Genomic DNA, 14,914 nt, shown 5'->3' with positions numbered 1-14,914 from the left:
AGCCTATGCGAACAGATCGCTGCGCGCAACGGCACGATTCACCGCGCCGGTCAGTTGCGACAACTGCTCTGGCGTAATGATGTACGGCGGCATCAGGTAGATGAGCTTGCCAAAGGGCCGGATCCACACGCCTTGTTCAACGAAGAAACGCTGTAGCGCCGCCATATTTACCGGCGAGCGGGTTTCCACCACGCCAATCGCGCCGAGCACGCGAACGTCTGCCACCGTGGCGGCTTGCGCCGCAGGAGCGAGTCCTTCTTTGAGCTGGGCTTCAATGGCCGCAACCTGCTCGCGCCATGCGCCGCTCTCAAGTAGCGTCAGGCTGGCGGTGGCTGCCGCGCAGGCCAGCGGGTTGCCCATAAATGTCGGGCCGTGCATAAAGCAGCCCGCTTCGCCGTTGCTGATGGTTTCGGCGACCTGGCGCGTGGTCAGGGTGGCGGAGAGCGTCATCGTGCCGCCGGTCAGCGCTTTCCCCAGGCACAGAATATCCGGCGTGATCGCTGCATGTTCGCAGGCAAACAGTTTGCCGGTGCGGCCAAAGCCCGTGGCAATTTCGTCAGCAATCAGCAAAATGCCTTCACGATCGCACATCTTGCGTATGCGTTTTAGCCACTCCGGGTGATACAAGCGCATGCCGCCCGCGCCCTGCACGATGGGTTCGAGGATCACTGCCGCGATCTCATGGCGATGCGCCGCCATCAGCCGGGCAAACGCCACCATATCAAGCTCGTCCCATTCACCGTCGAAGCGGCTTTGTGGCGCAGGCGCAAACAGGTTCTCCGGCAAATAGCCCTTCCACAAGCTGTGCATGGAGTTGTCCGGATCGCAGACCGACATTGCGCCAAAGGTATCGCCGTGGTAGCCGTTGCGGAAGGTGAGAAAACGCTGTCGCGCTTCACCTTTTGCCTGCCAGTACTGCAACGCCATCTTCATTGCCACTTCCACGGCCACCGAGCCGGAATCAGCCAGGAACACACACTCCAGTGCCCCGGGCGTCATCGCGATGAGCTTGCGACAGAGGTCGATCGCCGGTTGATGCGTTATGCCGCCGAACATCACATGCGAAACCGCATCAATCTGCGCTTTCATCGCCGCATTCAGCGCCGGATGACCATAGCCATGAATCGCCGCCCACCAGGAGGACATGCCATCCACCAGCCGTTCGCCGCTGCTGAGGTGAAGCTCGCAGCCTTGTGCGGATTGCACCGGGTAAACCGGCAGGGGAGAGGTCATTGATGTATACGGGTGCCAGATATGGCGCTGGTCAAAAGCGAGATCGTCTGCGGTCATAATCGACTTGTAAACCAAATTAAAAAGTTTTAGGTTTACGAGTCTACACCGAATCAAAAATTAACAACACCCTTTGGAGACGCCCGATGGCTCACCACGCACGCTGGACAATGTCGCAAGTTACCGATCTGTTTGAAAAACCGCTCCTTGAACTGCTGTTCGAGGCGCAGCAGGTTCACCGTCAGCATTTTGATCCGCGCCAGGTTCAGGTCAGTACGCTGCTGTCGATCAAGACCGGCGCCTGCCCGGAAGATTGCAAATATTGCCCGCAGAGCGCGCGCTACAAAACCGGGCTGGAATCCGAGCGGCTGATGGAAGTGGAACAGGTGCTGGAATCCGCGCGCCAGGCGAAGCTCGCCGGATCAACGCGTTTCTGTATGGGCGCAGCCTGGAAAAACCCGCACGATCGCGACATGCCCTACCTTGAAAAAATGGTTGAAGGGGTCAAAGCGATGGGGATGGAAGCCTGTATGACGCTCGGCACGCTGAATGAAAACCAGGCGCAGCGCCTTGCCAGCGCCGGGCTGGATTACTACAACCACAACCTCGATACCTCGCCGGAGTTCTACGGCAATATCATCACCACCCGCACCTACCAGGAGCGTCTCGACACGCTGGATAAAGTGCGCGAAGCCGGGATCAAAGTCTGCTCGGGCGGCATCGTCGGGCTGGGAGAAACGGTGAAAGATCGCGCCGGTCTGCTGCTGCAACTGGCGAACCTGCCCACGCCGCCGGAGAGCGTGCCGATTAACATGCTGGTGAAGGTCAAAGGCACGCCGCTGGCTGATAACGAGGATGTTGATGCCTTCGATTTTATCCGCACCATCGCCATTGCTCGCATCATGATGCCCACTTCCCACGTGCGCCTTTCTGCCGGTCGCGAACAGATGAACGAACAGACCCAGGCAATGTGTTTTATGGCCGGGGCGAACTCCATTTTCTACGGCTGTAAACTGCTGACCACGCCGAACCCGGAAGAGGATAAAGATCTGCAACTGTTCCGCAAACTGGGGCTGAACCCGCAGCAGACGGAAGTGCTGAATGGCGATAACGAACAGCAACAGCAGATTGAGCAGCAACTGCTGCACGCCGACACGGAGCAATTCTACAACGCGGCAGCGCTATGAGCTGGCAACAACGCATTGATGCCGCGTTGAGCGAACGCCGCGCGGCAGATGCCCTGCGCTCGCGACAGACGGTGGCGCAAGGCGCAGGGCGTTGGCTGACGGTCGGTGAGCGGCGTTTTTGCAACTTCTCCAGCAATGATTACCTCGGCTTAAGCCAGCATCCGGCGGTGGTGCGTGCCTGGCAACAGGGCGCGGAACGCTACGGCGTGGGCAGCGGCGGTTCGGGGCACGTCAGCGGCCACACCGTGGCGCATCAGGCGCTGGAAAGCGAGCTGGCCGAATGGCTGGGCTATCCGCGTGCGCTGCTGTTTATCTCTGGCTTTTCCGCCAACCAGGCGGCGATCGCCGCACTGACCGGCAAAGAGGATCGCATTGTCGCCGACAAGCTGAGCCACGCGTCGTTGCTGGAAGCGGCCAGCCACAGTCCGGCGCAGTTGCGACGTTTTGCGCACAACGATGTGGCGCAGATGCGAACGCTACTGGCAAAGCCCATTGACGGCCAGCAACTGGTGGTCACCGAAGGCATTTTCAGTATGGATGGCGACAGCGCGCCGCTGGGGGAAATCGCCCAGGCGGCAGGCGAGGCGCAGGCGTGGCTGATGGTTGACGACGCGCACGGCACCGGCGTGGTGGGCGAGCAGGGGCGCGGCAGTTGCCATCTGCATGGCATTAAACCGGAGATATTGATTGTCACCTTCGGCAAAGGCTTCGGCGTCAGCGGCGCGGCGGTGCTGTGCAGCGAAACGGTTGCCGACTATCTGCTGCAATTCGCCCGTCATCTGATTTACAGCACCGCAATGCCACCGGCGCAGGCAATAGCGCTCAGCGCGGCATTGCGGGTGATCCGCAGTGATGAAGGCGAGCAACGCCGGGCAACACTGGCGGCGCTGATCGCGCGTTTTCGCCACGGTGCTGCGCAACTGCCGATGACGCTGGCAGATTCAGAGAGCGCCATTCAGCCGCTGATCGTCGGTGATAACGCGCGCGCCCTGCGTCTGGCGGAGCGTCTGCGTCAGCAGGGTTGCTGGGTGACAGCGATCCGTCCGCCGACCGTACCGCCGGGTACCGCGCGCCTGCGCCTGACGCTGACGGCGGCTCACCAGGCGGAAGATATTGATAGTCTGCTGGAGGCGTTATATGGCGGTGAATAAACGCGCCGTTGCCGCTGCATTTGGCCGTGCGGCGCAAAGTTACGCCCACCACGACGCATTGCAGCGGCTGAGCGCCGATCTGCTGCTGACGCAACTGGGTGAAATCACCCCGGCGCAGGTGCTCGATGCCGGCTGCGGCCCCGGTGCCATGAGCCGTTACTGGCGTGGTCTGGGCAGTAGCGTGACGGCGTTGGATCTCTCGGCCACCATGCTGGATGAAGCGCGCCGTCAGCAGAGCGCCGATCGCTATCTGCTGGGGGATATCGAGGCGCTGCCGCTGGCGGATGCTCAGTTCCCACTGGTGTGGAGCAATCTCGCCGTGCAGTGGTGTGATGATTTATGCCAGGCCATCAATGAACTCTGTCGAGTGACGCAACCCGGCGGCCTTGTGGCATTTACCACGCTGGTGGAAGCCTCGTTGCCAGAATTGAATCAGGCCTGGCAGGCGGTGGACGACCGGCCGCATGCCAATCGCTTTTTATCCCTTCCGGCAATCGAGCAGGCTTTAGCGGGCTGGTCGCTACGCAGCGGTGTTGAGAGCATCACCTTGCACTTTGATGACGCTGCCCGCGCGCTGCGGTCGCTGAAAGGCATTGGCGCGACACATTTACACGACGGCAGGCAGCAGGGGCTGACGCGGGGCAAACTGCAGCGTCTGCAACTCGCCTGGCCGCAGCAGCAGGGGAAATATCCCCTGACGTATCATCTTTTTTGGGGAGTTATCACGCGTGATTGAACGCTATTTTGTCACCGGCACGGATACAGAAGTAGGGAAAACCGTCGCCAGCTGCGCGCTGCTACAGGCGGCAAATCTGCGCGGTTTGCGCAGCGCAGGGTATAAACCGGTTGCTTCCGGTAGCGAAATGACGGCGCAGGGGCTGCGTAATAGCGACGCGCTGGCGTTGCAGCATCACAGCAGTCTGCCGCTGGATTATAAAACCGTGAACCCTTATACCTTCGCGGAACCGACCTCGCCGCATATTGTCAGCGCCGATCTGGGCGAACCGATTGATGCCACCGTGATGTCTGCCGGGTTACGCACGCTGGAGGCGCAAGCAGAATGGCTGCTGGTAGAAGGGGCGGGCGGCTGGTTTACTCCGCTTTCAGAAACGTTCACCTATGCGGACTGGGTTATCCAGGAGCAGTTGCCGGTGATTCTGGTGGTAGGCGTGAAATTGGGCTGTATCAACCATGCCATGCTGACAGCGCAGGCGGTACGCCAGGCTGGATTAAGGCTGGCAGGATGGATTGCTAACGATGTGGTGGCACCGGGCGCGCGTCATCGGGAGTATATGGCGACGCTGCGGCGCGTGATGCAGGCTCCACTAATCGGTGAAATCCCCTGGTTTGCTCACGCGCCCGAAAAAGAAAAAACAGGCCATTTTCTCGATCTCAGCGTACTGACTCCCGTGTCATCCAGTGTGACAGCATCTGATCATCCAGTTGTCTGACATCGCCCTGCGCGACGTTGCGCCCCCGATGCAACAGACAAAAACGGTCGGCAACCCGGCGAATGAATGAGAGATGCTGCTCGGCCAGTAAAATGGTCATGCCGAACTCCTGATTCAGCCGCACAATCAGGTTGCCGAGTTTATGGATAAACGCCTGGCCCAGCCCGCGTGTCGGCTCATCAAGCAGGAGTAATCGCGGGCGGGTGACCAGCGCACGCGCCATCGCCAGTTGTTGCTGGTTATCCTCTGACAGTTCTGCGCCACGTACCGGGCGCAGCGTATACAGCTCCGGGAACAGATCGTAAATATCGCGACCCATGACGCTTCCCGGTTCGCTGACAGCACGCATGGCAATATGCAGATTCTCCTCCACGGTCAATTGCGAAAAGATGCGCCGGTCCTGCGGCACATAGCCAATGCCCATCGCGCTGCGGTGCTCTGCCTGAATATTCAGCAGATCGCGCGGTGGTGCGCCGGCTTCCTGCCAAATCATGCTGCCGCTCTCAATGGGCAAATAACCGGAAATGCAATTTATCAGCGTCGTTTTGCCCATTCCAGGCATGCCGATGATCGAATTACAGACGCCCGGGGTTAAATCAAGATCAACATTCCATAACGTATGCTGATTACCGTAGTACTGGTTTACTGCGCGTAAGCTCAACATTGTCCGCTCCTTCTTACGGCTCTGGTGACCCTTCCATATTGCAAAAGGCTTGCCAGAAGCGAAAAAAAGGCTTTTTTTTCGGATGAGGCTGATAAAACTGCCGTTTAACATGCAGGAGAGAGAGAACGCAGGTAAATATCCTGCACTTTGCCAGTGCTACCAGTGTTGGATTGTGGTGCAGCAAAATGACAATTTGTGATGGGTATCTCATGAGGATGACGTCTTTGTTTAGCTGATAATGAGCAAAAAGAAGTGATAAAAATTTTTTAACGAACAGCGATTGGGTCTTGTTGGGAATTTGTCGGCTGGCGGGGTATACGGGCTGGCGGCAGTTATCCACTATTCCTGTGGATAACCTTGTGTATTAGAGTTAGAAAACATGCGGCAAGCGAGAGAGGACGCGGCTTGCGTCTGAATTGGTGCGAAACCCGGCTTTTTAAATTAGTTATTACTTATCAATTGGTTATATAAAATCAATGGTTGTAAGAAAAGTGTCACCGGTTGCCACAAAACTTTCAAGGTGCGGCTTGACAATTGTTAAAAAGTGAAGATTCCTGGGGATAACCCTGCGGGTCTGGTGTTTTATCTTGTCGGGGAGAAAATTTAACGCGGAAACGCATTTCCTTATCGCGGGTAGACCAGATCAGCTAACCCGCCACTGTTTTTTCATCCAGTATTATTTATTGGCAAAAGTGAACAGGGTGAGTAAAATATGTTACCTGCCCGCTCATTCCTTCACCAGGTAGCCGTTCATGAGTAAACCGTTCAAACTGAATTCTGCTTTTCGCCCCTCCGGCGACCAGCCTGAGGCGATTCGTCGGCTTAAGGAAGGTCTGGAAGACGGCCTCGCGCACCAGACGCTGCTGGGGGTTACCGGCTCGGGTAAGACGTTTACCATTGCCAATGTTATTGCCGATCTGCAACGCCCGACGATGGTGCTGGCGCCGAACAAAACGCTGGCGGCGCAGCTGTATGGCGAAATGAAGGAGTTCTTCCCGGAAAACGCGGTGGAGTATTTCGTCTCCTACTATGACTACTACCAGCCGGAAGCCTATGTGCCCAGTTCGGACACCTTTATCGAAAAAGATGCCTCGGTGAACGAGCATATCGAGCAGATGCGTCTTTCAGCGACGAAGGCGCTGCTGGAACGCCGTGATGTGGTGGTTGTGGCGTCCGTTTCGGCCATCTATGGTCTGGGCGATCCGGATCTCTACCTGAAAATGATGCTCCATCTGACCAACGGCATGATTATCGACCAGCGTTCGATTCTGCGTCGTCTGGCAGAGCTTCAGTACACCCGCAACGATCAGGCTTTCCAGCGCGGGACGTTTCGCGTGCGTGGGGAGGTGATTGATATCTTCCCGGCGGAATCGGATGACCTGGCGCTGCGCGTGGAGTTGTTCGATGAAGAAGTAGAACGTTTGTCGCTGTTTGACCCGCTCACCGGACATGTGGAATCGACGGTTCAGCGCTTTACCATCTACCCGAAAACGCACTACGTGACGCCGCGCGAACGTATCGTGCAGGCGATGGAAGAGATCAAAGATGAGCTGGCAGAACGGCGCAAAACGCTGCTGGCGAACAATAAGCTGCTGGAAGAGCAGCGTCTCAGCCAGCGCACGCAGTTCGATCTGGAGATGATGAACGAGCTGGGCTACTGCTCCGGCATTGAAAACTACTCGCGCTATCTCTCCGGACGCGGCCCTGGCGAACCGCCGCCGACGCTGTTCGATTACCTGCCAGCCGATGGCCTGTTAGTGATCGACGAATCCCACGTCACCATCCCGCAAATCGGCGGGATGTTCCGTGGCGACCGGGCGCGTAAAGAGACGCTGGTGGAGTATGGTTTCCGTCTGCCGTCGGCGCTGGATAACCGTCCGCTGAAATTTGAAGAGTTTGAAGCGCTGGCACCACAGTCTATCTATGTTTCGGCGACGCCGGGCAATTACGAGCTGGAGAAATCCGGCGATGAAGTGATTGACCAGGTCGTTCGTCCGACAGGTTTGCTGGATCCCATCATCGAAGTGCGCCCGGTCGCTACGCAGGTTGACGATCTGCTGTCGGAAATTCGCATCCGCGCGGCCATTAACGAGCGCGTGCTGGTGACGACGTTGACCAAGCGGATGGCGGAAGATCTCACCGAATATCTGGAAGAGCACGGTGAGCGGGTGCGTTATTTGCACTCGGATATTGATACGGTTGAACGTATGGAAATTATCCGCGACCTGCGTCTTGGCGAGTTTGATGTGCTGGTGGGCATCAACCTGCTGCGCGAAGGGCTGGATATGCCGGAAGTGTCGCTGGTGGCGATTCTGGATGCGGACAAAGAGGGCTTCCTGCGTTCGGAGCGTTCACTGATTCAGACCATTGGCCGCGCGGCGCGTAACATCAACGGGAAAGCGATTCTGTACGGCGATAAGATCACACCGTCGATGGCGAAAGCGATCGGAGAAACCGAACGTCGCCGTGAAAAACAGCACGCCTATAACGTCAAGCACGGCATAACGCCACAGGGCCTGAACAAGAAGGTGGTGGATATTCTGGCGATGGGCGAAGGGCTGGCGAAAACGCGTGCGAAAGGGCGTGGCAAAACCCGCACCCCGGCGCAGGTGGAAGCGGCAGAACTGGCGCTGACGCCGAAAGCGCTGCAACAGAAAATCCACGAGCTGGAAGGGCTGATGATGCAGCATGCGCAGAATCTGGAATTCGAAGAGGCGGCGCAGGTACGCGATCAACTGCACCAGTTACGTGAACTGTTTATTGTCGCATCTTAATGTTTGCTTAACCTACTCCTGACACACTGCCCCCACTATTCTGGAGGGCAGTGTCATGCAGCAGTTTAACGTTCGTGAATTTTTAGCCGTCGCCTTCGCACTGGCATTAGTGATCGGTTTCGCTCATCTGTGGGTGCTGAGTTACTGATGGCAAATGGCGGGCGGTCGGAAGAAATTTAATCCACGCCCGCACTCCGGATTGCGTCAGGCGATTGTGCAAAAAGAACTGTGCGTCATGAAGCTGCGCGATGCGTGACACAATGCTTAATCCCAGCCCGGTTCCGCCGTAACGGCTATCCATGCGAACAAACGCTTTGCTCAGTTCTCCGCTGCGGCTCTCATCAATGCCCGGGCCTTCATCCTCCACGGCCAGCACTGGCGTAGCAGCCGGTTCGATGCGTATCGTAATGACCGAACCTTCCGGGCTATAGCGGTACGCGTTCTCCACCAGATTTCTCACCAGCAGCCTTAACAGCGTGGCATCGCCGGAGACGGCAATATCGGCGTCAATTTCCGGCACCTCCAGCGTTTGCTTGCGCGCGGCGAGCATAGTTTCCAGCTCGCTGCGAATGGGTGCCACCACGTCGGCCATCAGCTGTACCTGCTGGTAACTGCCTGCCGAAAAAGACTGACCGACGCGGGCAAGCAGCAACAACTGCGCAATGTTTTCCGTCATCTGTTCGAGCCGCTGTACCAATGGCTCGACGTTGATGCCGTTGGTTTTTGCCATCAGCTCCAGGTGCAACCGCAGCCCGGCCAGCGGCGTGCGTAGCTCATGCGCCACGTCTGCTGTAAATAATCGCTCGCGATCCAGCGTGAGCGTCAGCCGCGAGACGAGGTCGTTAATTGATGTTGTAACAGCTTCCACTTCGCTGACGCTGTTGTTTAACGTAATCGGTTGCAGGTTGTTCGGCGTACGTTTATTAAGCTCTTCCTGCAACTCCAGCAACGGGCGGGTAATGGCTTTGACCGCCTGCATACAAAGCAGCAACGCCATCCCGATAATCAGCAGGCTTGGCACCAGCAGGCTGGCGACCGCCTCGCGAACTTCATGTTCAACATGTTTACGGTTGTTATGGTTGTGGAGCGCCGCCTGCACCAGTAACTGGATCTGCTCTTCACTTTCATGCCACAGCCAGAACACACTGACCAACTGGCAAAACACCAGAATCCCGCCGATGGTCAGCAGCAAACGGCGGCGCATGCTCCAGTGGCTGAAATTGAAAAACGCCATTGATTACTCCCGGTGTTGCGGCTGAACCAGCATGTAGCCAAACCCGCGGACAGTACGGATGCGCGACTTGCCGATTTTGTCGCGCAGATTATGAATATGTACTTCCAGCGTATTGGTCGAGGGCTCGTTGTCCCAGTTGTAGATATCGTTATAGAGAATTTCCCGGTGCACCGGACTGTCGGCTTTCAGCATCAGGCGCGAAAGCAGGGCGTACTCTTTCGGCGTCAGATCCAGCAACTGGTTGTCCAGCCACGCCTGGCGGCGGGTGACATTCAGCGTCAGATTACCGTGGGTGATTTCGTTATCACCCTGATTATGATGACGGCGCAGCAGCGCGCGGATGCGGGCATTCAGTTCATCCAGTGCGAAGGGTTTGACCAGATAGTCATCCGCGCCGGTATCCAGCCCGGCGACGCGATCTTCCAACGTATCGCGGGCGGTGAGAATCAGCACTGGCTGGGTATATTTTTCGCGCCGCAAACGGGCGAGCAGATGTAAACCGTCTTCATCGGGCAGACCAAGATCGAGCACGATCAGGCTGTAGTGGCCGTTCGCCAGGCACAACACCGCTTCGTGCGCGGTGGATACGCCATCGCAGGCATATCCTTCGCTTTGCATCGCCAGAATCAACCCCTGCAACAGCAGAGCATCGTCTTCAACCACCAGAATCTTCATTTCGCCTGCTCCCGGCAAGACGTTAAAATATCGTCTTCAGCACGGTACTCTTTCGTGCTGACCCCCAGTATACCCAACATTGTCGGGAAGAGGTTGTCCTGTGAAACCGCCTTCTCCCGCGCATTTTTTTGCAGACACTGGTTATTCACGCCGTAACGTTTCTGGTAGTCGTCGGACAACCAGATCAGCATCGGAATATGTTTTTGTGTTTCCGGTGCGATGGAATAAGGCAGACCGTGCAAATAAACGCCATTTTCACCCAACGATTCACCATGATCGGAGAGATAAACCAGACTGGTGGTAAATCTGTCCTGTTTGGATTGCAATAATTTAATCGCTTTATCAACAATATAGTCGATATACAAAATGGTATTGTCGTAGGTATTTACTAATTGCTGCTGTGAGCAGCCCTGAATTTCGTTGGTATCACAGGTTGGCGTAAATTTGCGGAACTGCGCCGGATAACGGTTGTAATAAGTCGGCCCGTGGCTACCAATGGTATGTAAAACGATAATGCCGTCGCCCTGTAATTTGTCGATATAGCTGGCGAGATCGTGGAATAGGATCTCATCCTGGCATTCGCCCTTAATGCAATATTCCGGCAGGTTTAATTGCGTCATATCCTGGTGCGGCACGCGATCGCAGGCGCCTTTACAACCGCCGTCATTTTCATTCCACAAAACCTGAATGCCGGCGCGTTGGATAATATCCAGCAACCCTTCCTGATGATGGGCAAGCTGATCGTCGTAATGTTCCCGCGTCATCCCCGAAAACATGCACGGCACCGAGACAGCGGTGGCGGTGCCGCAGGAAGTCGCGTTCGGGAAGTAAATAACATTATCCTGTTTTAACAGCGGGTTAGTTTCGCGATCATAACCGCCAAGCGAGAAATTCGCCGCGCGGGACGTTTCACCCACGATCAGGATGGTCAGGTTCTTATGCGGACCATTTTTCATTTCCGGGCGTTGCTGAGCATCTTCGCCAATACGCACCAGCGGCAAATTATCCATGCGATTATGGGAATACCAGGACAGAGACGCCACAATAGAGTTGGACGGGCTGAGAGATTTCACCAGCTCTTTATTATTGCGGAACAGCGAGGCGTAATCTTTATAAAATAGCAGCGCTACCAGCACGATAAGCAGCGCAGAAATAACGATACTGACTGCGCGATACGTGATGCTGCGCAGCGCTGATTGCGCCGGTTTAATTTTAATAAACCAGGCAATGAGTACCGGCACAATGGCCGTCAGCAAAATCGTCAGCACCATTTTTGTCGACATCAGGGCGAAACTTTCCGCCGGCGTGGTGTCGAGAATATTGGTGATCATCGAGCGGTCAATGACGATGCCAAAGGTCGAAATAAAATATTGCGCTGCCGCACTGACCAGCACAAACACTGTGATCAGCGGGCGTTCAAGAAAGAGGAATGACGCCAGCGACAGCACGATATTGATCACACTGAACGCCACCACCGGCATTGACAGAAACACCAGCCAGTTACGCAGCGAGTTTACCGGTAATAGCGTAAAAGCCTGATGGTAGAAAACGATATTCAGCGCCAGCGCAATATAGAGTGCAAACAGAATAATAAACTGAAGACGGCTTAACGCCGGCCGACGAAGGGGAAGCATACGTATTCTCTGGTCCAGTAAAGGAAAGTAGCGCTATGCTGACAGGCGTTTTTTAAGACAACCTTAAGAAATTAAGTAATCCAGCGGCGGCTAAAAATGGCCGCTGAAAAGCTAACCCAGTTGTTGTACCGCCTTTTCCAGCGCGGCGCGCAACAGATGACGATCGTGGCGATAGGGAATATCGCCGGCTTCCAGCACTTCCTGAATAATTAATCTTTCAGTCACGGCGCTGACATTCACTTTCGGCCCGACCACCACGGCATCGATAATCTTTCTGCCGACATATTGTTCCATAATGGCCAGTTTTTCGGCGAGGGACAGGTTGGCGGCTGCGGGGCTGAGTTCTTTCCCCAGATTGCTGATAAACACAACGGGCGCGGGCGTGCGGCGCAGCGCCTGAGCTAACTCTTCCAGCAGCAACAGCGGCAGCAGACTGGTGTAAAAGCTGCCGGGACCGATGAGAATCAAATCCGCTTCGGCAATCGCCTGTATGGCTTCCCGGGTGGCAGATACCCTGGGAAACAACATTAATTCCTCAATCGGCGCATGGAGCTGGTCGATATTCACTTCGCCATACACCTGATGCCCTTCACTGTCGGTGGCCATTAAATCGACAGGCTGTTCCGACATGGGAATTAAAAAGGCATCCACTTTTAATAAATTACGAATTAAATTAATGGCCTCTAAAGGCCGCACGCTCAGGTGATCCAGCGCTTTTAACATCAGATTTCCGAGGTTATGCCCGGAAAGTTCGCCATTGCCGCTAAAACGATACTCAAACATCGCCGAGGCGACGCTTGGCTCGGTGATTAATTGGTTCAAACAGTTGCGCATATCGCCCCAGGCAATGCCGCCTTCTGAGCGGCGAATTCGCCCGGTAGAACCACCATTATCGGTAGTGGTTACAATGCCCGTGAGACGCGATCCCAGCGACGCAAGCGAAGACATCACACGCCCCAGACCATGCCCGCCGCCGAGTGCGACAACACGATCCAGATCTGCCAGTGTGCGATTACGCATAGTGATTCCTTAGTAAGATTTACCGCGCTACGTTAGCCTAAATACCACCAAAAGACGATGCCTCGCTGAGTGGAAAATGACACGTATCAATGCAAATACGCGATTTTCTCGTACTCTGTAGCGAAAGCGCACGATCATTGCGCTATATATAAAAATATATAGCGATATTCATGATGGCGAAAAGGATTCTCCCGCGCTACTATCGCCTTAAGCAATTTTAGCGTTACTGACAAAACATACACTCTAGCCTCTTCGTCTACGTTTCCGGTTTATCGTGAAATATGACGATTTGGCCGTAGCAAAACCGGCGACGGTTTTCGCTGCCAGGGTGCAGGAAGAAATGACTGCATCTCCCGTATTTGGAAAGGTGTACATGGCCTCACAACTTACTGATGCGTTCGCGCGTAAGTTCTATTACTTGCGTTTGTCGATCACGGATGTGTGCAACTTTCGTTGCACCTACTGCCTGCCGGACGGTTACAAGCCGGGCGGCGTCAACAACAATGGCTTTCTCAGCGTCGATGAAATTCGCCGTGTCACGCGCGCTTTCAGCGCCATGGGCACCGAAAAAGTGCGGCTGACGGGCGGAGAACCGTCACTGCGCCGGGATTTCCCCGACATCATCGCCGCTGTCCATGAAAACTCTGCTATTCGCCAGATCGCGGTAACAACCAACGGTTATCGGCTGGCTCGCGACGTTGCGCTGTGGCGTGATGCCGGGCTTACCGCCATCAATGTCAGCGTCGACAGCCTCGATGCCCGCCAGTTTCATGCAATTACCGGGCAGGATAAATTCCGCCAGGTGATGGACGGCATCGACGCCGCGTTTGCCGCCGGTTTTGCCAAAGTCAAAGTGAACACCGTGCTGATGCGCGATGTAAATCATCACCAGCTCGACACCTTTCTGGCGTGGATCAAATCGCGTCCCATCCAGTTGCGTTTTATCGAATTGATGGAGACCGGCGAGGGCAGCGAGCTGTTCCGCAATCATCACATTTCCGGCATGGTGCTGCGCGACGCGCTGCTCAAACGTGGCTGGATCCACCAGTTGCGCCAGCGCAGCGACGGCCCGGCGCAGGTATTCTGCCACCCGGATTACGTCGGTGAAATCGGTCTTATCATGCCGTATGAAAAAGATTTCTGCGCCAGTTGCAACCGCCTGCGCGTCTCCTCCACGGGCAAACTGCATTTATGCCTGTTCGGCGATGGCGGCGTGAATCTGCGCGACTTGATGCAGGCCGATGCGCAGCAAACGCTGCTGGAGCAACGCATTGCCGTCGCGCTGACGCATAAAAAGCAGACGCACTTCCTGCATGATGGCAACACGGGCATTACGCAAAACCTTTCATACATTGGCGGCTAAGCCGCAAGGAGAATGAGATGAGCCAGGTCAGCGCTGAATTTATTCCGCTCAGGCTTGCTATTTTGACGGTCTCAAACCGTCGTGGCGAAGAGGATGATACCTCCGGTCACTGGCTGCGCGACGCTGCGCACGATGCCGGTCATAAGCTGGTGGCGAAAGCGATTGTCAAAGAGAACCGCTACGCGATCCGTGCGCAGGTCTCCGCATGGATCGCCAGCGACGACGTACAAGTGGTGCTGATCACCGGCGGCACGGGGCTGACCGAGGGCGATCAGGCGCCGGAAGCGCTGCTGCCGCTGTTCGATCGCGAAGTTGAAGGGTTTGGCGAAGTGTTCCGCATGCTCTCCTTCGAAGAGATTGGCACCGCGACATTGCAGTCCCGCGCGGTGGCGGGTATCGCCAACAGAACGCTGATTTTCGCCATGCCCGGTTCGACCAAAGCCTGTCAAACCGCCTGGGAAAATATCATTGCGCCGCAGCTTGATGCGCGCACGCGTCCGTGTAATTTCCATCCCCATCTTAAGAAGTAAG

General features: G+C 55.9%; 14 protein-coding genes and 1 riboswitch. Of the genes, 7 read left to right on the top strand and 7 right to left on the bottom strand.

Going from position 1 to position 14,914, the window contains the following annotated elements; all coding sequences use genetic code 11:
• Positions 1-3: 3 nt before the first annotated feature.
• Complete coding sequence (bioA, locus tag AWR26_RS17585; RefSeq protein ID WP_064567750.1) at positions 4-1,290, bottom strand: adenosylmethionine--8-amino-7-oxononanoate transaminase; 1,287 nt, start codon at positions 1,288-1,290, stop codon at positions 4-6.
• Positions 1,291-1,376: 86 nt separating this feature from the next.
• On the opposite strand from bioA, the gene bioB reads away from it, so the two are divergent.
• From bioB to bioD, 4 genes are read left to right on the top strand one after another with little or no spacing between them, the layout of a single operon-like run.
• Positions 1,377-2,417 carry a biotin synthase BioB gene (gene bioB, locus AWR26_RS17580; RefSeq protein ID WP_064567748.1) on the top strand — a complete coding sequence of 347 codons (1,041 nt, stop codon included), beginning with the start codon at positions 1,377-1,379 and terminating at the stop codon, positions 2,415-2,417.
• Positions 2,414-3,568: an 8-amino-7-oxononanoate synthase gene (gene bioF / locus AWR26_RS17575; RefSeq protein ID WP_064567746.1), complete on the top strand. Its 1,155-nt coding sequence runs from the start codon at positions 2,414-2,416 to the stop codon at positions 3,566-3,568. Before bioB ends, bioF begins: the two co-directional genes overlap by 4 nt.
• Complete coding sequence (gene bioC, locus AWR26_RS17570) at positions 3,555-4,304, top strand: malonyl-ACP O-methyltransferase BioC (RefSeq protein ID WP_064567744.1); 750 nt, start codon at positions 3,555-3,557, stop codon at positions 4,302-4,304. Before bioF ends, bioC begins: the two co-directional genes overlap by 14 nt.
• Positions 4,297-5,019, top strand: coding sequence for a dethiobiotin synthase (gene bioD, locus AWR26_RS17565; RefSeq protein ID WP_064567743.1), 723 nt, complete (start codon positions 4,297-4,299; stop codon positions 5,017-5,019). The genes bioC and bioD overlap by 8 nt, the downstream gene beginning before the upstream one ends.
• Here bioD and AWR26_RS17560 read toward each other — a convergent pair.
• Together AWR26_RS17560 and AWR26_RS17555 are read right to left on the bottom strand one after the other, a co-directional pair.
• Positions 4,961-5,683: an ABC transporter ATP-binding protein gene (locus AWR26_RS17560; RefSeq protein ID WP_064567740.1), complete on the bottom strand. Its 723-nt coding sequence runs from the start codon at positions 5,681-5,683 to the stop codon at positions 4,961-4,963. The genes bioD and AWR26_RS17560 overlap by 59 nt on opposite strands.
• 13 nt (positions 5,684-5,696) lie before the next feature.
• On the bottom strand, positions 5,697-6,023 hold the full coding sequence (locus tag AWR26_RS17555; protein ID WP_071892738.1) for a hypothetical protein: 327 nt from the start codon (positions 6,021-6,023) through the stop codon (positions 5,697-5,699).
• A gap of 412 nt (positions 6,024-6,435) precedes the next feature.
• On the opposite strand from AWR26_RS17555, the gene uvrB reads away from it, so the two are divergent.
• Complete coding sequence (gene uvrB, locus AWR26_RS17550; protein WP_043954181.1) at positions 6,436-8,457, top strand: excinuclease ABC subunit UvrB; 2,022 nt, start codon at positions 6,436-6,438, stop codon at positions 8,455-8,457.
• A gap of 106 nt (positions 8,458-8,563) precedes the next feature.
• On the opposite strand, the gene pmrB is transcribed toward uvrB, so the two are convergent.
• The 4 genes from pmrB to yvcK form a co-directional block, all read right to left on the bottom strand.
• Entirely contained in the window at positions 8,564-9,691 is a 1,128-nt protein-coding gene (pmrB, locus tag AWR26_RS17545) for a two-component system sensor histidine kinase PmrB (RefSeq protein ID WP_064567739.1), read from the bottom strand.
• Positions 9,692-9,694: 3 nt separating this feature from the next.
• Positions 9,695-10,366 (bottom strand): two-component system response regulator PmrA, encoded by a 672-nt coding sequence (gene pmrA, locus AWR26_RS17540; protein WP_043954179.1) that lies wholly within the window; start codon positions 10,364-10,366, stop codon positions 9,695-9,697.
• Positions 10,363-12,006 carry a phosphoethanolamine transferase EptA gene (gene eptA, locus AWR26_RS17535; RefSeq protein ID WP_064567737.1) on the bottom strand — a complete coding sequence of 548 codons (1,644 nt, stop codon included), beginning with the start codon at positions 12,004-12,006 and terminating at the stop codon, positions 10,363-10,365. Before eptA ends, pmrA begins: the two co-directional genes overlap by 4 nt.
• Before the next feature lie 105 nt (positions 12,007-12,111).
• Positions 12,112-13,020, bottom strand: a complete 909-nt coding sequence (yvcK, locus tag AWR26_RS17530) for a uridine diphosphate-N-acetylglucosamine-binding protein YvcK (RefSeq protein ID WP_064567735.1) — start codon at positions 13,018-13,020, stop codon at positions 12,112-12,114.
• 227 nt (positions 13,021-13,247) lie between these two features.
• A riboswitch (molybdenum cofactor riboswitch) is annotated at positions 13,248-13,406 on the top strand.
• On the opposite strand from yvcK, the gene moaA reads away from it, so the two are divergent.
• Both moaA and moaB read left to right on the top strand, forming a co-directional pair.
• Entirely contained in the window at positions 13,394-14,383 is a 990-nt protein-coding gene (gene moaA, locus AWR26_RS17525) for a GTP 3',8-cyclase MoaA (protein ID WP_064567733.1), read from the top strand. (Overlaps the previous riboswitch by 13 nt.)
• Positions 14,384-14,400: 17 nt before the next feature.
• Positions 14,401-14,913: a molybdenum cofactor biosynthesis protein B gene (moaB, locus tag AWR26_RS17520; protein ID WP_064567731.1), complete on the top strand. Its 513-nt coding sequence runs from the start codon at positions 14,401-14,403 to the stop codon at positions 14,911-14,913.
• Position 14,914 lies beyond the last annotated feature (1 nt).

The sequence above is a fragment of the Kosakonia oryzae genome, from assembly GCF_001658025.2.
Lineage (GTDB): Bacteria > Pseudomonadota > Gammaproteobacteria > Enterobacterales > Enterobacteriaceae > Kosakonia > Kosakonia oryzae.
This window is presented reverse-complemented; position numbering and strand designations above follow the sequence as displayed.